The organism is Streptomyces sp. DH-12 (genome assembly GCF_002899455.1).
GTDB lineage: Bacteria > Actinomycetota > Actinomycetes > Streptomycetales > Streptomycetaceae > Streptomyces.
On record NZ_PPFB01000001.1, the window covers coordinates 3026570 to 3045780 of the forward strand.

Consider the following 19211-nt stretch of genomic DNA (forward strand, 5'->3'; position numbering starts at 1 on the left):
ATATTCCGTGTCATCCGCGCTCCGTCCGTTGCTGACCGCCACCGCCGCGGGCACCCTGCTGTGCGCCCTGTGGTTCGTCCCGTCCGCGAACGCGACTTCGGACGCCCCGGCGGGGACCGCGCCGTCCGCGGGTCCGTCCCCGCAGGTCACCGAGCAGGCGAGAGGCGTGTCGAGCGCGACGTCGGCCTCGCTGGAGACCACCGGCCAGGACGTCCGCCTCGCGGACACCGGAAGCTTCGACAGCACCCCGTACATCGTCGGCGGCACGGCCTCTCTGGCCCTCGGCGCCGGCTTCGTCGTCTATTCGGTCCGCAGGGAGCGCCTGGAGTTCTGAGCTCCCCCACGGCGTACCGGGGTCCCGCGGACACGTCCGCGGGGCCCCGGCCTCCTCACCTCAGCGGCCCGGTGACCCGCTCCACGGCTGCCACCAGCCGCCCGTCCCGTACGAACGCCTCCGCGGCGGCGAGGTCGGGCGCCAGGTACCGGTCCGGGCCGGGGCCGCCCACGCCGGCCTCCCGCAGCGCCTTCAGCACCGCCCGCGTCGCCGGGGCCGGGGTGAGCCCTTCGCGCAGTTCCACGGCCCGCGCGGCGGCGTACAGCTCGACGGCGACGACCCGGGCGAGGCCGTCGACGGCGGTGCGCAGCTTGCGCGCCGCCGACCAGCCCATGGAGACGTGGTCCTCCTGCATCGCGGACGACGGGATGGAGTCCGCCGACGCCGGTACGGCCAGCCGCTTCAGCTCGCCGACCAGGGCGGCCTGCGTGTACTGGGCGATCATCAGCCCGGAGTCGACGCCGGCGTCGTCGGCGAGGAACGGCGGCAGTCCGTGGCTGCGGTTCTTGTCGAGCAGCCGGTCGGTGCGTCGCTCCGTGATGGAGGCGAGGTCGGCGACGGCGATGGCGAGGAAGTCGAGCACGTAGGCGACCGGCGCCCCGTGGAAGTTGCCGTTGGACTCCAGGCGGCCTCCCCCGGAGCCGAAGGCCTGGGAGGCGCCCCCGAGGAGGACCACCGGGTTGTCGACGGCGGCGGCGAGTTCGCGCTCGGCGACCAGCCGGGCGTGCGCCAGGGTGTCACGTCCGGCGCCGGCGACCTGCGGGGCGCAGCGCACCGAGTAGGCGTCCTGGACCCGGGGCGCGTCGTCCTGGTGATGCCCCGTCAGGCCCGAACCCTCCAGCACGGCCAGCATGTTGGCGGCGCTCGCGGCCTGCCCGGGGTGCGGGCGGATGGCGTGCAGCTCGGGGGCGAGCACCTTGTCGGTGCCGAGCAGCGCCTCCAGGCTCAGCGCGGCGGTGACGTCGGCGGACCGGTAGAGGAGGTCCAGGTCGGCGAGGGCCAGGACCAGCATGCCGAGCATGCCGTCGGTGCCGTTGAGGAGGGCGAGCCCTTCCTTCTCGCGCAGTTCGACGGGCCGGATGCCGTGGCCGGCGAGCAGTTCACCGGCCGGCCGCACGCTGCCGTCGGGGCCCTCCGCCTCCCCCTCGCCCATCAGCGCGAGGGCGCAGTGGGACAGCGGGGCGAGGTCGCCGGAGCAGCCGAGGGAGCCGTACTCGTGCACGACCGGGGTGATCCCGGCGTTCAGCACGTCGGCCATCGTCTGCGCGACCTCGGGCCGGACACCGGTGTGTCCGGAGCAGACGGTCTTCAGCCGCAGGAACATCAGCGCCCGGACGACCTCCCGCTCCACGCGCGGCCCCATGCCGGCGGCGTGCGAGCGGACGATGTTGCGTTGCAGCCGGGCACGGAGCTCGGGGCTGATGTGCCGGGTCGCCAGGGCGCCGAAACCGGTGCTCACCCCGTAGACGGGGTCCGGCTTGGCAGCCAGGGCGTCCACGATCTCGCGGGACGCGGCGAGGGCGGCGACCGCCTCCGCGGACAGTTCGACGCGGGCGCCGTCGCGCGCCACGGCCCGCACGTCGGACGCGGTCACGCCCGACGTCCCCACCACCACAGTGTGCATATCCATATTCAGGAGCCTACGCAGTGAATGCCGCACTGTCACCACCGGACCGGGCCCGCGCCCCTTACCCGGGCGCGTGCCGCCCGCGGAACCGGCGCCGCTCCCCGTCGGCCTCCCGCGACGGTTCGTCCGCGAGCCGCACCACGGGGTCGCCCGGCCCCTCCCGCCCGGCCACCACGGGATGCGCGGCCCGCTCGGCCTTGGCCCGGTACTGCGCCGCGTCGGCCAGCCGGAACAGCCGCCGGGCGGAGCGCACCGGCCCGACCGGGTCCCCGGTGGACGCCACCCCGCACGCGACCCCGTCCCCGATGCCCAGCTCGACGGCCCGCCGGCACACCTCGTCGGCCGCCTTGACCACCTCGTCGGCGGGCGGCCCGACCGCCAGCAGGCAGAACTCGTCCCCGCCGAGCCGCGCCGCCAGGGCGCCCGGCAGCATCGCCCCGCACAGCGAGAGAACGGTGCCGAATCGTTCCAGCAGCCGGTCGCCCACGGAGTGCCCGAGCGTGTCGTTGACCCGCTTCAGCCCGTTCACGTCGCACACCACCAGGCTGACGACGGCCCCGTCGCGCCGGTGCCGCTCGACCGCCTCGTCCAGCCGGGCGTCCACGGCCCGCCGGTTGGCGAGGCCGGTCAGCGAGTCCGTGAAGGCCAGCCGCCGCGCCTCCTCCAGCCGCTCGGTCTGCGCGATGCCCGCGGCCACCACGGCGGCCAGCACGGTCGCGAAGTCGGCGTCCGCGCGCCCGAACACGGGCTCACCGACCGGCCGGGCCACGTACAGCTCGCCCCAGGCCCGCCCGTGCATCACGATCGGCGCGACCACGCAGCAGCCGCGCCCCCGCCGCCGCAGCGCCGCGACCCGCTGGTGGCAGTAGCCGGCGCGCCCCTCCTCGGGGCCCCGCGCGGTCTCCACCCAGGCGCCGGGCTCGCCCCCGCCGGCCCACTGCTCGTGCAGGAACTCGGTGATCTCGGCGAACTGGTGCACCGGGTACGACTCGTCCTCGGGGAACTCCTCCTCGCCCTCGGCCAGCTCCCCGACGTTCACCAGCACCCGCAGCCGTCCGAGCTCCCGCTCCCACACCGACAGCGCGGCGAAACTCCCGCCCAGCGCCCGGCGGGCCCCGCCGGCGGCGGCCCGCCACGCCTCCCGCGAACTGTGCGCGGCGGCCATGCCCTGAGCCAGCGCCACCACGGCCGCCAGCCGGCTCTCCTCACCCATTCCCCCAGATTAGGGAGATTCTCCGCTTGTCGAGACATCGGGGACGACGTGAAAGTCACTCCCCCGGCCACTCCGGCCGCCGCTTCTCGTTGAAGGCCGCGACACCCTCCGCCCGGTCCCCGGAGAACGCCACCGACCGCCAGGCCGCGTCCTCGACCTCCAGCCCGGCCGGCAGATCGAGTCCGTGCCCGAGCCGCAGCGCCCGCTTGGCGGCCCGCAGCCCCACGGGCGAGTTCCCGGCGATCCGCGCGGCCAGGGCGAGCGCCTCCTCGCGGTCCCGCCCCTCCTCCACCAACGCGTCCACGAGCCCGATCTCCCGCGCCTCGGCGGCCTCCACCCGCCGCGCGGTGAAGATGAGCTCGGCCGCCCGCGCCGCGCCCACGCGCCGGGGCAGCAACTGCGTACCGCCCCCGCCCGGGATCACCCCGACGGACACCTCGGGCAGCCCCATCACGGCCGTACGGTCGGCCACGATCACGTCGCACGACAGGGCCAGCTCGCACCCGCCCCCCAGCGCGAACCCGTGCACGGCGGCGACGGCGGGCACCGGCAGCTGCAGCACCCCCGTGTAGGCGGCCCGCGCCACCGGCCGCTGCCGCACCAGGTCCGCGTCGCTGAACGAGTTCCGCTCCTTCAGATCGGCCCCCACGCAGAACGCCCGCTCGTGCGAGGAGGTCAGCACCACCGCCCGTACGTCACGGTCCTCGCCCAGCGCCGCACAGGCCCCGGCGATCGAGCGGGCCATCTCCGTCGACACCGCGTTCATGGCCTTCGGCCGGTCGAGGACGAGCTCCGCGACATGCCCCCGCTCGTGCCGCCGCACCAGCACGAACTCCCCGAACCGTTCCTCACTCATGACACCCTCCGGTTAACGCGGGTTAACGTGACTCGCCCCGATCATGGCAGCCGGGAGCCGCCGAGGAAAAGGGTCCACCCGTTCGAGTGACATACGACCGACCCGGCTGAGCCGCGCCCCGCCCGGCGCGTAGCGTGCGCACACCGCGGCGCGCCGCAGGGGGGAGACAGACGATGACACCGGACGAGACCCGCACCGTCCCCCGAGGACGCCACCGCAAGCCCCGCGACCGCCGCGCCCTCCTGGCCGCGGGCGCCCTGACCCTGACGGCGTGCGCGGCGGCCCTCATCCACCTGGCGGCCCCGGACACCCCGCCCAGGGCCGCGAAGGCGGCCCCCCTCCCCGAGACCAGCACCTCCACACCGGGCACGGAACCCACGCCCCCCGAGGGGTCCACACCCCCGCCGCCCCCTCACCCCGGCCCGACGTCCCCGAGGCCCCTGGGCGGCAAAGCACAGATCCCCCTCGTCCCACCCCGCGTCGAAACGCCACCCCCACAACCACGGACCACACCACCACCGAGCGAACGCCCCCGCCCCCGCGCCGCCCCGCCCCGGACGTCACCGGCGCCCCAGCCCCCACCGGACCGGCACCAGCCGACGGCACCACCCCCGTCGGCGCCCACACCCACACCCACACCCCCGCCCCCTCCGCCTGACGACGACGAGGACCGGGGCCTCTGCCTGCCGCTGCTCAGCCTCTGCCTGGGCGGCTGAGGGAACTCAGGCCGACGGCTCCGCGTCGTTCCGGCGGGTCAGCAGCCAGGGCTCGACCACGCCGAGACCACGCACGGGCCGCTGCCACGTCGGCCGGAGGGCGAAACGGTACGAGGGCGGCTCCTCGCCCTCCTTCTCGGCCGCTGCCGCCGCCTCGGCCGCGGCGGCCTCACTGGCCGGCGCGTCACCGGTGCGGATCAGCTCCTGGGCGAAGTCGGCGTCCACGAGCACCGCGTCGCGGGGGGCTATGGAGGTGAGACGGGAGGCCAGGTTGACGGTCGTGCCGAAGACATCGCCCATCCGGGTGGTGACGGTGCCGAAGGCCATGCCGACCCGCAGTTCCGGCATGGTCTCGTCGTTCGCCATGGTCTCGATGAGCCGCAGGGCGATCTCCGCGGCGGTCCCGGCGTCGTCGGCGGCGTACAGAACCTCGTCGCCGAGGGTCTTGATGAGCCGTCCGCCGCGTGCCGCGACCAGGTCGGCGGCGGTGGTCTCGAACGCCTCGACCAGCTCGCCGAGCTCCTCCTCCTCCATCCGCCGGGTCAGGCGGGTGAAGCCGACGAGGTCGGCGAAGGCGACGGCGAGCCGCCGGTCCACCATCTCCTCGTCGTCGGCCGCCTGCACCACGCGCCCGGCCGAGGCGGCGAGCTGCCGCCGCCAGACATAGACGAGGAACTCCTCCAGCTCGGGAAGGAGCAGCTCGACGATCGGATACGTGACCTCGGTGCGGGTCATGCCGGGCTCGGGCGGCTCCGTGAGCCCTTCCAGGAAGGAATCGATCTGCCATTCGGCCAGACGTGCGGTGGTCTGGCCGGTGGACCGGGCGACCTGCACGGCCATCGCCTCGCTGAGGAGGCCCGCCTCCACCAGACCGGCGAGGCGGCGCAGGGCGAGGACGTCCGCCTCCGTCAGGGCCTTCGCCTGGCCGACGTCGGCGAAGCCCATGGCACGCCAGAAGCGGGTGGCGAGCTCCATCGTGACGCCGGCGCTGCGGGCCGCCTGGAACGGCGTGTAACGGCGCTCGGCGCCCAGGATGAGCTGCTCGAGGCGCAGAGCAAGCGGATCCTCGCCGTCGCCCTGCGCGTCCGCACCGGAACCCGAGTCGTCGACGCTCACGCGTTGCTGCCCTTCCGATCTGTCACGGCCATGTCTCGACCGGGCTCAACTCTACGGCAGGTGTGCGGTAGCTCACTCCGTCAGGTTGGGCCGCGGGTGAGGCACGGGTCGCGCCCCTTGTCCCACGCGCCCGGGACGCGACCCCGGGGCGCTTTTCAGCCACGGTCGCGCAAGCGGCGCACGCCGGCGCGGGTGGGGGTGGGTGCTGCACGCCCCGGCGCATCGTCACGTCCCCGGGGTGGGCGCGGGCCGGGGGTGTCTGCGCAACCCGGCGCTCACGGGGTGCCGCCGCGCCCACCCGTGCCGCCCCAGCGGCACGACTGCCCGCAGTGGGCGAGGGACGCTCCCGGCCGGGCGGCAGCCGCGTACGGCGAGACGGGGCACCCGGCGCGGGCGGGGTGCACCCGCGTACGGCGGGGAGGGGACGGGGCGGGGGCGGGCGCCCGCAGCGGCCGGCGCGTCCACGCCCTTCACCGACCGGGACGCACTCTCGCGCCGGACCGAGGACGACCGCCCCCACCGCGGCCCCGCACCACCCACCGAGTTCGGGCGCCACGCCCGCCCCCACCGGACGGAACACCGCGCCGCAGGCACGGGACCCCACCCCCCACCGGACGGAACACTGCCCCACGGACGCCAGGCCCACCCCCCACCGACAGAACCCGCACCCCACGCATCCCCCACCTCACGCCCGCAAGTGGACGATGTCCCCCGCCCCCACCGGCTCCTGCACCCCCGCCTCCGTCGCCAGCACCAGCCGCCCGTCTCCGTCCACGGCCACCGCCTCCCCCACCAGCGCCCGGTCCCCCGGCAACTCCGCCCGCACGACCCGCCCCAGCGTCGCGCACCCCGCCGCGTACGCCTCCTGCAGCCCGCACGCCCCCGCGTCACCGCCGGCGGCCCGCCAGCGCCCGTACCAGTCCTCCAGCCCCCGCAGCATCGCCCGCAGCAACGGATCCCGGTCCGTACTCACGGCCCCCGCCAACGCCAACGACCCCGCCGTGGGCACCGGCAGCTCATCAGCGCGCAGGCTCACGTTGACGCCGACCCCGACGACCACACCACCACCCCCCGGAGCCCCAGCGGTCCCCGTAGCCCCCGTAGCCCCCGCGGTCCCCACCGCCTCCGCCAGGATCCCCCCGGCCTTCCGCTCCTCTCCCCCCACCGTCACCAGCACGTCATTGGGCCACTTCAACGCCGTATCGACGCCCCCGGCCCGCGCCAGCCCGGCAGCCACGGCGACCCCCGTCAGCAGCGGCAGCCACCCCCACCGCTCCACCGGCACGGCGTCCCCCGGCCGCAACAACACGGAGAAGAACAACCCGGACCGGGCAGGAGCCACCCACTTCCGGTCCAGCCGCCCCCGCGCGGCGGTCTGCTCCTCCGCGACGAGGACGACCCCCTCCTCCAACCCCCCAGCGCCGCCCGCACCGGCCCGCGCCACAAGATCGGAGTTCGTGGACCCGGTCCGCTGCACCACGTCCACCTCCCGCCACAGACTTCCCTCCCGCACGAGAGCCCGCCGCAGCGCGGCGGCGTTCAACGGCGGCCGGTCGAGGTCGGACCACCGGTTACGGCGGGGCCCAGCGGATTCGGAGTCATCTCGGGGTGTCATGCAACCCACACTAGGTGTGGGAAACACCGCACTGCCGAACACACGGCCCCCCACTACGCTACGGCTGAGTAACCGTCCCCCCTTTTGAGCAGGCAGGGAGCCGCATCCCGATGTCCGAGCCGGAAGAGCAGCAGCCTGACATCCACACCACCGCGGGCAAGCTCGCGGATCTCCAGCGTCGCATCGAAGAGGCGACGCACGCCGGCTCCGCACGCGCCGTCGAGAAGCAGCACGCCAAGGGCAAGCTGACGGCCCGTGAGCGGATCGACCTCCTGCTCGACGAGGGCTCCTTCGTCGAACTGGACGAGTTCGCCCGGCACCGCTCCACCAACTTCGGTCTCGACGCCAACCGCCCGTACGGCGACGGCGTCGTCACGGGCTACGGCACGGTCGACGGCCGCCCGGTCGCCGTCTTCTCCCAGGACTTCACCGTCTTCGGCGGCGCCCTCGGCGAGGTCTACGGCCAGAAGATCGTGAAGGTCATGGACTTCGCGCTGAAGACCGGCTGCCCGGTCGTCGGCATCAACGACTCCGGCGGCGCCCGCATCCAGGAGGGCGTGGCCTCCCTCGGCGCGTACGGCGAGATCTTCCGCCGCAACACCCACGCCTCCGGCGTGATCCCGCAGATCAGCCTGGTCGTCGGACCCTGCGCGGGCGGCGCGGTCTACTCCCCCGCGATCACCGACTTCACGATCATGGTCGACCGGACCAGCCACATGTTCATCACCGGCCCGGACGTCATCAAGACGGTCACCGGCGAGGACGTCGGCTTCGAGGAGCTCGGCGGCGCCCGCACGCACAACTCCACGTCCGGCGTGGCGCACCACATGGCGGGCGACGAGAAGGACGCGATCGAGTACGTCAAGCAGCTCCTCTCCTACCTCCCGTCCAACAACCTCTCGGAGCCGCCGGCGTTCCCCGAGGAGGCCGACCTCACGGTCACCGACGAGGACCGCGAACTCGACACGATCGTCCCGGACTCGGCGAACCAGCCGTACGACATGCACACGGTCATCGAGCACGTCCTCGACGACGCGGAGTTCTTCGAGACGCAGCCCCTGTTCGCGCCGAACATCCTCACCGGGTACGGCCGCGTCGAGGGCCGCCCCGTCGGCATCGTCGCCAACCAGCCGATGCAGTTCGCCGGCTGCCTGGACATCACCGCGTCGGAGAAGGCGGCCCGCTTCGTGCGGACCTGCGACGCCTTCAACATCCCGGTGCTGACCTTCGTCGACGTCCCCGGCTTCCTGCCCGGCGTGGACCAGGAGCACGACGGCATCATCCGCCGCGGCGCCAAGCTGATCTACGCCTACGCCGAGGCCACGGTCCCCCTCATCACCGTCATCACCCGCAAGGCGTTCGGCGGCGCGTACGACGTGATGGGCTCCAAGCACCTGGGCGCCGACCTCAACCTCGCCTGGCCCACCGCCCAGATCGCGGTGATGGGCGCGCAGGGCGCCGTCAACATCCTGCACCGCCGCACCATCGCCGAGTCGGACGACCCGGAGGCGACCCGGGACCGGCTGATGCGGGAGTACGAGGACGCCCTCCTCAACCCCTACGTCGCGGCCGAGCGCGGCTACGTCGACGCGGTGATCATGCCGTCCGACACCCGTCGCCACATCGTGCGCGGTCTGCGCCAGCTGCGCACCAAGCGCGAGAGCCTGCCCCCGAAGAAGCACGGCAACATCCCCCTGTAAGGAGCCGCTGTGACGATCAAGGTCGTACGGGGCAACCCGACCCCGGAGGAGCTGGCCGCCGCACTGGCGGTGGTCAGGGCGCGCGCCGCGGCGGCGGCCGCCCTGCCGTCCGGCGCGCCCACGGTCCGCGACGCCTGGTCCGACCCGTCCCGCATCGCCGCCCGCCACGTGCCCCGGCCGGGCCCGGCGTCGTGGTCGCGGACGTACTGGCCCGGCGCCTGATCCGGCGACGGCGTCCCGGACGGGCCGTAGGCACGGCGTACGGCCCGTCCCGCGTCACCGCGCCCCCACCGACTCCCCCTCGCCCCACCGGACCCTCCCCGCCCCGCCAAGTTGAGTACGCGTACTCAGGCGCCCCCCTCCGGCTCCGCCGCACGCTGGAGGAATGCTGTGGTCCGACCCCGAGAACAAACCGCCGAAGGAACTGCGCGACGCGCAGGAGATGCTGCGGCGGCTGGGTGTTCTCATGGCGCTGGCCATGGTGCTCGCGATGCTCGTGATCGGCGTGAGGTGAGGCATCCGGGCGACGTCGATACGCTGACCGTATGACAGATCAGCCGCGTCGCCGCCTCGTGCTCGCCTCCCAGTCCCCCGCCCGGCTCGGGCTGCTCCGCCAGGCCGGACTGGACCCCGAGGTGATGGTCAGCGGGGTGGACGAGGACGCCGTCTCCGCCCCCACCCCCGCCGAACTGGCGCTCGCCCTGGCCGAGGCCAAGGCGTCCGTCGTCGCCGCGAAGCCCGAGGTGCAGGGCGCGCTGGTGATCGGCTGCGACTCGGTGCTGGAGCTGGACGGCCGGGCCCTCGGCAAGCCGGCGGACGCCGAGGAGGCCACCGCGCGCTGGAAGGCGATGCGCGGCCGGGCGGGCGTCCTCCAGACGGGTCACTGTGTCCACGACACCGTCAGCGGGCGTTACGCCTCCGCCACCGCCTCCACGGTCGTCCGTTTCGGTGAACCTTCCGAGGAGGAGATCGCGGCCTACGTGGCGTCCGGCGAACCGCTGCACGTGGCCGGGGCGTTCACCCTGGACGGCCGCTCGGCCCCGTTCATCGAGGGCATCGACGGCGACCACGGCAACGTGATCGGCATCAGCCTGCCGCTGGTCCGCCGCCTGCTGGCCGAACTGGGCGTCGGCATCACGGAGCTGTGGGCGCCGCGGGCGGACTGACCGGCGTGCCGGGCCCGCCCGGGCCGCCGGGGCCCGCGGAACCGTCCGTACCGCCGGGGCCGCCGCCCGCCGTCCCCGCGGCGTCCGCCGGCTCCCCGGACCGCCCGTCGTACGTCATCAGGAGCAGCACGACGAGCGCGAGGACGACGACCATGAGGAGGAACGCCGTCCAGCCGACGAGCCCCCACGCGAACGCGCCGAGCAGCGCGTGCACCACCGCGGCGCTGGTCAGCAGCACCTTGCCGAATCCGGCCGGGGCCCGGTCGCGCACGGCGACCAGCAGGGACACCAGGCCGCACAGCGCGAAGTAGAGACCGAAGACCACTCCGCCGGCCTTCGAGGACACCGCCATCACGTCCGGGTCGAGGCCGGCCAGCGACATGTCCTGCCGGTCGACGACGACCCCGAGGAACCAGTTCACCGCCAGCACGCCCAACGCCTCGGCGAACAGCACGAGCGCGACGATCCACGCCACCGGTCTGCGGACCACCGGCCCCCACCCACCTTCGAGCACGACTGTGGTTACCCCGAGTACGTTCGGGACGACGCGAAGGCTACTAACCGGTAAACCCCGGTACAAGGGGCCTGCCGAGGGCAAAGAATCATTGGGCCATTCGTAGGGACTCCACAAAGAAACCAAGTGGGCCGCGGCACGCTCTCACAGAGACCTTGACCACACGTCGGCGCTAGTGTTTCCGGGAGGAGTCCTGCGTACCGAGGTGCGACAAGGGCTTTCGCGGGTCGAGCAAGCCTCGCATCACGCTCCGTGTGGGCAAGCTCACCACTGGGGACGGGTCGAAGTGCCGTGTCGGCAGTCCCTAAACTCGGCTTGTTTCAAGGAGGGAGCCTCAATCGTGCGCAAGGTGCTCATCGCCAACCGTGGCGAAATCGCTGTCCGCGTGGCCCGGGCCTGCCGGGATGCCGGAATCGCGAGCGTTGCCGTCTACGCCGACCCGGACCGGGACGCTCTGCATGTCCGCGCCGCGGATGAGGCGTTCGCCCTGGGCGGTGACACTCCGGCCACCAGCTACCTGGACATGGACAAGGTGCTGAAGGCCGCGCGGGAGTCGGGGGCCGACGCGGTCCACCCCGGCTACGGCTTCCTCTCGGAGAACGCCGACTTCGCCCAGGCGGTGCTGGACGCGGGCCTGATCTGGATCGGCCCGCCCCCGCAGGCCATCCGCGACCTCGGCGACAAGGTCGCCGCCCGGCACATCGCGCAGCGCGCGGGCGCCCCGCTGGTCGCGGGCACGTCCGACCCGGTGAGCGGCGCGGACGAGGTCGTCGCGTTCGCCGAGGAGCACGGCCTGCCGATCGCCATCAAGGCCGCGTTCGGCGGCGGCGGGCGCGGCCTGAAGGTCGCCCGCACCCTCGAAGAGGTGCCGGAGCTGTACGACTCGGCCGTCCGCGAGGCGGTCGCCGCCTTCGGCCGCGGCGAGTGCTTCGTCGAGCGCTACCTCGACAAGCCGCGCCACGTGGAGACCCAGTGCCTGGCCGACCAGCACGGCAACGTGGTGGTGGTCTCCACCCGTGACTGCTCGCTGCAGCGCCGCCACCAGAAGCTGGTCGAGGAGGCCCCCGCGCCGTTCCTCACCGACGCCCAGGTCGAGGAGCTGTACCGCGCGTCCAAGGCCATCCTCAAGGAGGCCGGCTACGTCGGCGCGGGCACCGTGGAGTTCCTCGTCGGCAACGACGGCACGATCTCCTTCCTCGAGGTCAACACCCGCCTCCAGGTGGAGCACCCGGTGACCGAGGAGGTCGCCGGCGTCGACCTGGTGCGCGAGATGTTCCGCATCGCCGACGGCGAGGAGCTCGGCTACGACGACCCGGTGCTGCGCGGCCACTCCTTCGAGTTCCGCATCAACGGCGAGGACCCGGGCCGGAACTTCCTGCCGGCTCCCGGCACCGTCTCCGCCTTCGCCCCGCCGTCCGGCCCGGGCGTGCGTCTGGACGCGGGCGTGGAGTCCGGCAGCGTGATCGGCCCGGCGTGGGACTCCCTGCTGGCCAAGCTGATCGTCACCGGCCGCACCCGCAAGGAGGCGCTGGAGCGCGCCTCCCGTGCGCTGGAGGAGTTCACGGTCGAGGGCATGGCCACGGCCATCCCGTTCCACCGCGCGGTGGTGAAGGACCCGGCGTTCGCCCCCGAACTGACCGGCTCCAGCGAGCCGTTCACGGTGCACACGCGCTGGATCGAGACCGAGTTCGTCAACGACATCAAGCCCTTCACCTCGCCCGCGGACGCGGACGCCGAGGAGGATGCGGGCCGCGAGACGGTCGTCGTCGAGGTCGGCGGCAAGCGTCTGGAGGTCTCCCTGCCCGCGTCGCTCGGCATGAGCCTGGCGCGCACGGGTCTGGCCGCCGGCGCCAAGCCCAAGCGCCGTGCCGCCCGCAAGTCGGGCCCGGCGGCCTCCGGTGACACCCTCGCCTCCCCGATGCAGGGCACGATCGTCAAGGTCGCGGTCGAGGAGGGCCAGGAGGTGCAGGAGGGCGACCTGGTCGTCGTCCTGGAGGCGATGAAGATGGAGCAGCCCATCAACGCCCACCGCTCCGGCACCGTCAAGGGCCTGACCGCGGAGGTCGGCGGCTCGGTCACGTCCGGCGCCGCGATCTGCGAGATCAAGGACTGACCCCCGCCGACGCCGCAGCGCCCGGCGCTCCTCCTGCGAGGGGACGCCGGGCGCTGTCGTATCGGCGAACCCGGTCAGCGCCGCCGCAGGTCCGCCACCCGGGCCGTCCGCTCGGCGCCCTGCCCCTGGTCGGACGCGGCGCCCAGCCCCACCGCCGTACGCAGTCCGGGCGCCTGCCGTCGGGGGCCGGGCAGCGGGACGTCACGGCGCTGCCGCCCCGACGGCGGCCCGTCATGTCCCGCGCCGCCGTTTCCCCCCGGCGCCCCCGCGACGGCGATCTGCACGCCCTGGTCGGCCAGCGCCTGGAGCTCGGTCGCCGCGCGGTCGTCGTGCGCGGGCGGCTCGTCGGTCACCAGCCGGGTGATCAGGTCGGTCGGCACGGTCTGGAACATGGTGTCCGTGCCGAGCTTGGTGTGGTCGGCGAGGACCACCACCTCGGCCGCCGCCTGCACCAGCGCCCGGTCGACGGACGCCGACAGCATGTTGGACGTGGACAGCCCGCGCTCGGCGGTCAGGCCGCTGCCCGAGAGGAAGGCCCGGGAGACCCGCAGCCCCTGCAGGGACTGTTCGGCGCCGCTGCCGACGAGGGCGTAGTTCGAACCGCGCAGCGTGCCTCCGGTCATCACGACCTCGACCCGGTTGGCGTGGGCGAGCGCCTGGGCGACCAGCAGGGAGTTGGTGACGACCGTCAGCCCGGGCACCCGGGCCAGCCGACGGGCCAGCTCCTGCGTGGTGGTGCCCGCGCCGACCACGATGGCCTCGCCCTCCTCCACGAAGCTCGCGGCGAGGTCGGCGATGGCGGTCTTCTCGGCGGTGGCGAGGTGCGACTTCTGCGGGAAGCCGGACTCGCGTGTGAAACCGCCCGGCAGTACCGCACCGCCGTGCCGGCGGTCGAGGAGTCCTTCTGCCTCCAGCGCGCGCACGTCCCGCCGTACGGTCACTTCGGAGGTCTGGACGACGCGGGCGAGCTCACGGAGCGACACGGCTCCGTTCGCTCGCACCATTTCGAGGATCAATTGGCGACGTTCTGCAGCGAACACGAAACTGACAGTAACGCCGGCGACCGTCTGCTTTCAGCAGTTTGCGCTGAATAGCAGAAGTTGTTCGCACGGCCCCACGGCAAGTGGTATAGGGCCGGGTCAGCCCTCGTCGGCCGTCTTCCGCGTGTGCAGCTGCCGTGCGACCTCGGCGATCGAGCCCGACAGCGACGGGTACACGGTGAAGGCGTTCGCGATCTGTTCGACGGTCAGGTTGTTGTCGACCGCGACCGAGATGGGGTGGATGAGTTCCGAGGCGCGCGGCGCCACGACGACACCACCCACCACGATGCCGGTGCCCGGACGGCAGAAGATCTTGACGAAGCCGTCGCGGATGCCCTGCATCTTGGCGCGCGGGTTGCGCAGCAGCGGCAGCTTCACCACGCGCGCGTCGATCTTCCCGCCGTCCACGTCGGCCTGCGTGTACCCGACGGTGGCGATCTCGGGATCGGTGAAGACGTTGGAGGAGACCGTCTTCAGGTTGAGCGGCGCGACCGCGTCCCCCAGGAAGTGGTACATCGCGATCCGCCCCTGCATGGCGGCCACCGAGGCGAGCGCGAAGACACCGGTGACGTCACCCGCCGCGTACACGCCCGGGGCCGTGGTCCGCGACACCTTGTCGGTCCAGATGTGGCCCGAGTCCCGCAGCCGCACCCCGGCCTCCTCCAGACCCATGCCCGCGGAGTTGGGGACGGCGCCGACGGCCATCAGACAGTGCGTGCCGGTGATGACCCGGCCGTCCGCCAGCGTCACCTCGACCCGGTCCCCGACCCGCTTGGCGGACTGCGCCCGCGAGCGGGCCATGACGTTCATGCCGCGCCGCCGGAAGACGTCCTCCAGCACGGCCGCCGCGTCCGGGTCCTCGCCCGGCAGCACGCGGTCGCGCGAGGACACCAGCGTCACGCGGGAGCCGAGCGCCTGGTAGGCGCCGGCGAACTCGGCGCCCGTGACACCCGAACCGACCACGATGAGCTCCTCGGGAAGCTCGTCGAGGTCGTACACCTGGGTCCAGTTCAGGATCCGCTCGCCGTCGGGCTGCGCGTCCGGCAGCTCACGCGGATGACCGCCGGTCGCGATCAGCACGGCGTCCGCGGTGAGCGTCTCCTCGGTGCCGTCGGCGGCGGTCACGACGACCTTGCGCGACCCGTCGAGCGCCTGCATCCCGTCCAGCCGCCCGCGCCCGCGCATCACCCGCGCGCCGGCGCGCGTCACGGAGGCGGTGATGTCGTGCGACTGCGCCAGCGCGAGCCGCTTCACACGCCGGTTGACCTTCCCCAGGTCCACGCCGACCACCCGGGCGGACTGCTCCAGCGGCGGGGTGTCGTCGGCGACGATGATCCCCAGCTCCTCGTAGGAGGAGTCGAAGGTGGTCATCACCTCGGCCGTGGCGATCAGGGTCTTGGACGGCACGCAGTCGGTCAGCACCGACGCCCCGCCCAGGCCGTCGCAGTCGACGACGGTCACCTCCGCGCCGAGCTGCGCGGCGACCAGCGCCGCTTCGTATCCGCCGGGTCCGCCACCGATGATCACGATCCGAGTCACGTACTCCATTGTCCCGCACACTTCACCGTGCGACCGCCCGGGGGTGTTCCTCCTCGGCCACCCCGGCCCCGGCACCCCCTGCCGTACCCTTCCCCCCATGTCGCTCTACGCCGCCTACGCCGGCAACCTCGACGCACGGCTGATGTCCCGCCGCGCCCCGCACTCCCCGCTGCGGGCCACCGGCTGGCTCAACGGCTGGCGGCTGACGTTCGGCGGCGAGCACATGGGCTGGGAGGGCGCGCTGGTCACCCTGGTGGAGGACCCGCTCTCCCAGGTCTTCGTCTCCCTCTACGACATCGCGCCCATGGACGAGGAGTCCCTGGACCGCTGGGAGGGGACGGGCCTGGGCATCTACCGCCGCACCCGGGTCCGCGCGCACACCCTGGACGGCGAGGAGGGCGCCTGGGCCTACGTCCTGAACTCCTACGAGGGCGGCCTGCCCTCGGCCCGCTACCTGGGCGAGATCGCCGACGCGGCGGAGTCCGCGGGGGCGCCCCACGACTATGTGATGGAGCTCCGCAAGCGTCCCTGCTGAGGGAAACGACAAGACAACGATCGCCATCCCGTCGCTTCCCACATCTACGCGCGTAGGCGAATTGCGGCTACCCTCGTCGACGTGAACGCTTCTCTTCTTCCGGACGACATCCAGGGCGACCCGTACGCCGCAGCCGACGCCGCCGCAGCCCGTCTGCGCGAACTCACAGGCGCCGAGACCCACGACGTCGCCCTCGTGATGGGCTCCGGGTGGGCCCCGGCCGTGGACGCGCTCGGCACCCCCGAGGCCGAGCACCCGGTCACCGAGCTGCCCGGCTTCCCGCCGCCGGCGGTCGAAGGCCACGGAGGCAAGATCCGCTCCTACCGCGTGGGCGCGAAGCGTGCCCTGGTCTTCCTGGGCCGCACCCACTACTACGAGGGCCGCGGGGTGGCCGCCGTCGCGCACGGCGTCCGCACGGCGGTCGCGGCGGGCGCGAAAACGATCGTGCTGACCAACGGCTGCGGAGGGCTCCGCGCGGGGATGCGCCCCGGGCAGCCGGTCCTGATCAGCGACCACATCAACCTGACGGCGACCTCGCCGATCGTGGGCGCGAACTTCGTGGACCTCACCGACCTGTACTCCCCGCGCCTGCGCGCCCTGTGCAAGGAGATCGACCCCTCCCTGGAGGAGGGCGTCTACGCCCAGTTCCCCGGCCCGCACTACGAGACGCCCGCGGAGATCCGCATGGCCCGCGTCATCGGGGCGGACCTGGTCGGCATGTCCACGGTCCTGGAGGCCATCGCCGCGCGCGAGGCCGGCGCGGAGGTCCTCGGCATCTCCCTGGTGACCAACCTGGCCGCGGGGATGACGGGCGAGCCCCTCAACCACGAGGAAGTCCTCCAGGCGGGCCGCGACAGCGCGACACGCATGGGCGCGCTCCTCACCCAGGTGCTGGGGCGCTTGTAACCCACCTGCGCGCAGCGCGACTCCTCGTCAGCGGGACTGTGCGGCTCGGGGTGCGGGCGCCTTCGGCGCGGGTGGGCCGCGGCGACGCCCGGCGTGGGTGCGGGCCGGGGGGCGTCGGCGCAACCCGGCGCCAACGGGGCGCATCCCCCGGAGGGGGTGCCACCGTGCCGCCCCGGGGCACCTCCCGGGCCCTTGAGGCACCGGGGAGGCACGACTGCCCGCAGTGGGCGAGGGGCGCTCCCGGCCGGGCGGTAGCCGCGTACGGCGAGACGGGGCACCCGGCGCGGGCGGGGTGCACCCGCCTGCGGCGGGGAGGGGACGGGGTGGGGGCGGGCGCCCGCAGCGGCCGGCGCGTCCGCGCCCTTCACCGACCGGGACGCACTCTCGCGCCGGACCGAGGACGACCGCGGCCCCGCGCCACCCACCGACCGCGGGCGCCACGCCCGCCCCCCACCGAACAGAACACCGCGCCGCAGGCACGGGACCCCAGCCCCCACCGGGCAGAACTCCCGCCCCCGCGGGCACCCTGACGACACGACCACCGAGAGAGGCCGACCGACCGTGGAACACGACGCGCTCATCGCACAGGCCCAGGCATGGCTCGCCGAGGACCCCGACCCGGACACCCGCGAGGAACTCGCCCGCCTCATCGACTCCGGCGACCACGCCGAACTCACCGCCCGCTTCGCCGGCACCCTCCAGTTCGGCACCGCCGGACTCCGCGGCGAGCTCGGCGCCGGCCCCCTCCGCATGAACCGCTCCGTGGTCATCCGCGCCGCCGCCGGCCTCGCCGCGTACCTCAAGAAGCACGGCCACACCGACGGCCTCGTCGTCATCGGCTACGACGCCCGCCACAAGTCGCGGACCTTCGCCGAGGACACCGCCGCCGTCATGACCGGCGCCGGCCTCCGCGCCGCCGTCCTCCCCCGTCCCCTCCCCACCCCCGTCCTCGCCTTCGCCATCCGGCACCTCGGCGCGGTCGCCGGTGTGGAGGTCACCGCCAGCCACAACCCGCCCCGCGACAACGGCTACAAGGTGTACCTGGGCGACGGTTCCCAGATCGTCCCCCCGGCGGACGCGGAGATCGCCGCGGAGATCGAGGCAGTCGCCTCCCTCACCACCGTCCCCCGCCCCGCCACCGGCTGGGAGACCCTCGACGACACCGTCCTGGACGCCTACCTCGCCCGTACGGACGCCGTCCTCTCCCAGGGCTCGCCCCGCACCGCCCGCACCGTCTACACCGCCATGCACGGCGTGGGCAAGGACGTCCTCCTCGCCGCCTTCGCCCGTGCCGGCTTCCCCGCCCCGGACCTCGTCACCGAGCAGGCCGACCCCGACCCGGACTTCCCGACCGTCGCGTTCCCCAACCCGGAGGAGCCCGGCGCGATGGACCTGGCCTTCGCGAAGGCCCGCGAGACCAACCCCGACCTGGTCATCGCCAACGACCCGGACGCCGACCGCTGTGCCGCCGCCGTCAAGGACGGCGACGCCTGGCGCATGCTCCGCGGCGACGAGGTCGGCGCGCTCCTCGCCGCCCACCTGGTCCGCCGCGGCGCGACCGGCGCCTTCGCGGAGTCGATCGTCTCCTCCAGCCTGCTCGGCCGCATCGCCGAGAAGGCGGGCCTCCCCTACGAGGAGACCCTGACCGGCTTCAAGTGGATCGCCCGCGTCGACGGCCTGCGCTACGGCTACGAGGAGGCCCTCGGCTACTGCGTGGACCCGGACGGCGTACGCGACAAGGACGGCATCACCGCGGCCCTCCTCCTCACGGAACTGGCGTCCGAGCTCAAGGCCGGGAACCGCACGCTCCTCGACCTCCTCGACGACCTCGCCGTGGAGCACGGCCTGCACGCCACGGACCAGCTCAGCGTCCGCGTGCAGGACCTCGGCCTGATCGCCGCCGCGATGCGCCGCCTGCGCGAGCAGCCCCCCGCGGAGCTGGCGGGCCTGCGCATCACGAAGGCCGAGGACCTCACCGAGGGCACGGAGAAGCTGCCGCCGACGGACGGCCTCCGCTACACGCTGGACGGCGCGCGGGTGGTCGTCCGCCCCAGCGGCACGGAGCCGAAGCTGAAGTGCTACCTGGAGGTGGTGGTCCCGGTGGCCGCCAAGGCGGACCTCCCCGAGGCCCGTGCCAAGGCGGCAGCGCTCCTGGCCACGATCAAGCAGGACCTGTCCCAGGCGGCAGGCATCTGAGAACACCCCCCGGAACAGCCCCCCC

At 73.7% G+C, this 19211-nt stretch carries 17 protein-coding genes; 9 read left to right on the forward strand and 8 right to left on the reverse strand.

Features of this window, described 5'->3' with window-relative positions; all coding sequences use genetic code 11:
• Positions 1–7 precede the first annotated feature (7 nt).
• Positions 8–334, forward strand: a complete 327-nt coding sequence (locus C1708_RS12280; protein WP_198602477.1) for a hypothetical protein — start codon at positions 8–10, stop codon at positions 332–334.
• 55 nt (positions 335–389) lie between these two features.
• On the opposite strand, the gene hutH is transcribed toward C1708_RS12280, so the two are convergent.
• The 5 genes from hutH to C1708_RS12305 form a co-directional block, all read right to left on the reverse strand.
• On the reverse strand, positions 390–1958 hold the full coding sequence (gene hutH / locus C1708_RS12285) for a histidine ammonia-lyase (protein WP_106412720.1): 1569 nt from the start codon (positions 1956–1958) through the stop codon (positions 390–392).
• A gap of 64 nt (positions 1959–2022) precedes the next feature.
• Entirely contained in the window at positions 2023–3174 is a 1152-nt protein-coding gene (locus C1708_RS12290) for a GGDEF domain-containing protein (RefSeq protein WP_198602478.1), read from the reverse strand.
• Positions 3175–3229: 55 nt separating this feature from the next.
• Complete coding sequence (locus tag C1708_RS12295; RefSeq protein ID WP_106412721.1) at positions 3230–4030, reverse strand: enoyl-CoA hydratase/isomerase family protein; 801 nt, start codon at positions 4028–4030, stop codon at positions 3230–3232.
• 722 nt (positions 4031–4752) lie between these two features.
• On the reverse strand, positions 4753–5862 hold the full coding sequence (locus tag C1708_RS12300; protein ID WP_106412722.1) for an adenylate/guanylate cyclase domain-containing protein: 1110 nt from the start codon (positions 5860–5862) through the stop codon (positions 4753–4755).
• Between the two features lie 685 nt (positions 5863–6547).
• A complete protein-coding gene (locus C1708_RS12305) occupies positions 6548–7477 on the reverse strand; it encodes a biotin--[acetyl-CoA-carboxylase] ligase (RefSeq protein ID WP_106412723.1) in 930 nt (309 codons plus the stop codon).
• Positions 7478–7587: 110 nt separating this feature from the next.
• On the opposite strand from C1708_RS12305, the gene C1708_RS12310 reads away from it, so the two are divergent.
• The 4 genes from C1708_RS12310 to C1708_RS12320 all read left to right on the forward strand — a co-directional run bounded on the left by C1708_RS12310 (position 7588) and on the right by C1708_RS12320 (position 10343).
• Positions 7588–9177, forward strand: a complete 1590-nt coding sequence (locus C1708_RS12310; protein WP_106412724.1) for an acyl-CoA carboxylase subunit beta — start codon at positions 7588–7590, stop codon at positions 9175–9177.
• 9 nt (positions 9178–9186) lie between these two features.
• Complete coding sequence (locus C1708_RS12315) at positions 9187–9399, forward strand: acyl-CoA carboxylase epsilon subunit (RefSeq protein ID WP_106412725.1); 213 nt, start codon at positions 9187–9189, stop codon at positions 9397–9399.
• A 163-nt stretch (positions 9400–9562) separates the two neighbouring features.
• On the forward strand, positions 9563–9691 hold the full coding sequence (gene mmpB, locus C1708_RS35650; protein WP_274543353.1) for a morphogenic membrane protein MmpB: 129 nt from the start codon (positions 9563–9565) through the stop codon (positions 9689–9691).
• Positions 9692–9722: 31 nt separating this feature from the next.
• Positions 9723–10343 (forward strand): Maf family protein, encoded by a 621-nt coding sequence (locus C1708_RS12320; protein ID WP_106412726.1) that lies wholly within the window; start codon positions 9723–9725, stop codon positions 10341–10343.
• Here C1708_RS12320 and C1708_RS12325 read toward each other — a convergent pair.
• Complete coding sequence (locus C1708_RS12325; RefSeq protein WP_106412727.1) at positions 10312–10833, reverse strand: hypothetical protein; 522 nt, start codon at positions 10831–10833, stop codon at positions 10312–10314. The two genes, C1708_RS12320 and C1708_RS12325, sit on opposite strands and share 32 nt — an antisense overlap.
• Positions 10834–11197: 364 nt before the next feature.
• Between C1708_RS12325 and C1708_RS12330 the strand changes: the two genes are divergently transcribed.
• Positions 11198–12970 (forward strand): acetyl/propionyl/methylcrotonyl-CoA carboxylase subunit alpha, encoded by a 1773-nt coding sequence (locus C1708_RS12330; RefSeq protein WP_106412728.1) that lies wholly within the window; start codon positions 11198–11200, stop codon positions 12968–12970.
• Between the two features lie 74 nt (positions 12971–13044).
• On the opposite strand, the gene C1708_RS12335 is transcribed toward C1708_RS12330, so the two are convergent.
• Together C1708_RS12335 and C1708_RS12340 are read right to left on the reverse strand one after the other, a co-directional pair.
• Positions 13045–14010, reverse strand: a complete 966-nt coding sequence (locus tag C1708_RS12335; protein ID WP_106412729.1) for a DeoR/GlpR family DNA-binding transcription regulator — start codon at positions 14008–14010, stop codon at positions 13045–13047.
• Positions 14011–14109: 99 nt separating this feature from the next.
• The gene (locus C1708_RS12340) at positions 14110–15558 is read right to left on the reverse strand and encodes an NAD(P)H-quinone dehydrogenase (protein WP_106412730.1); all 1449 of its coding nucleotides are present in this window, start codon (positions 15556–15558) and stop codon (positions 14110–14112) included.
• 88 nt (positions 15559–15646) lie between these two features.
• Between C1708_RS12340 and C1708_RS12345 the strand changes: the two genes are divergently transcribed.
• The 3 genes from C1708_RS12345 (at position 15647) to C1708_RS12355 (ending at position 19186) form a co-directional block, all read left to right on the forward strand.
• On the forward strand, positions 15647–16084 hold the full coding sequence (locus tag C1708_RS12345) for a gamma-glutamylcyclotransferase family protein (RefSeq protein ID WP_106412731.1): 438 nt from the start codon (positions 15647–15649) through the stop codon (positions 16082–16084).
• 81 nt (positions 16085–16165) lie between these two features.
• Positions 16166–16990 carry a purine-nucleoside phosphorylase gene (locus C1708_RS12350; RefSeq protein ID WP_106412732.1) on the forward strand — a complete coding sequence of 275 codons (825 nt, stop codon included), beginning with the start codon at positions 16166–16168 and terminating at the stop codon, positions 16988–16990.
• Between the two features lie 561 nt (positions 16991–17551).
• Positions 17552–19186 carry a phospho-sugar mutase gene (locus tag C1708_RS12355; RefSeq protein ID WP_106412733.1) on the forward strand — a complete coding sequence of 545 codons (1635 nt, stop codon included), beginning with the start codon at positions 17552–17554 and terminating at the stop codon, positions 19184–19186.
• Positions 19187–19211: the final 25 nt, after the last annotated feature.

What these genes read in the sequence shown, in the direction of transcription:
- mmpB (WP_274543353.1), top strand. Translation starts at nt 9,563, where the DNA reads ATGCTGTGGTCCGACCCCGAGAACAAACCGCCGAAGGAACTGCGCGAC.
- C1708_RS12305 (WP_106412723.1), bottom strand. Translation starts at nt 7,477, where the DNA reads ATGACACCCCGAGATGACTCCGAATCCGCTGGGCCCCGCCGTAACCGG.
- C1708_RS12290 (WP_198602478.1), bottom strand. Translation starts at nt 3,174, where the DNA reads ATGGGTGAGGAGAGCCGGCTGGCGGCCGTGGTGGCGCTGGCTCAGGGC.
- C1708_RS12320 (WP_106412726.1), top strand. Translation starts at nt 9,723, where the DNA reads ATGACAGATCAGCCGCGTCGCCGCCTCGTGCTCGCCTCCCAGTCCCCC.
- C1708_RS12345 (WP_106412731.1), top strand. Translation starts at nt 15,647, where the DNA reads ATGTCGCTCTACGCCGCCTACGCCGGCAACCTCGACGCACGGCTGATG.
- hutH (WP_106412720.1), bottom strand. Translation starts at nt 1,958, where the DNA reads ATGCACACTGTGGTGGTGGGGACGTCGGGCGTGACCGCGTCCGACGTG.
- C1708_RS12340 (WP_106412730.1), bottom strand. Translation starts at nt 15,558, where the DNA reads ATGGAGTACGTGACTCGGATCGTGATCATCGGTGGCGGACCCGGCGGA.
- C1708_RS12295 (WP_106412721.1), bottom strand. Translation starts at nt 4,030, where the DNA reads ATGAGTGAGGAACGGTTCGGGGAGTTCGTGCTGGTGCGGCGGCACGAG.
- C1708_RS12310 (WP_106412724.1), top strand. Translation starts at nt 7,588, where the DNA reads ATGTCCGAGCCGGAAGAGCAGCAGCCTGACATCCACACCACCGCGGGC.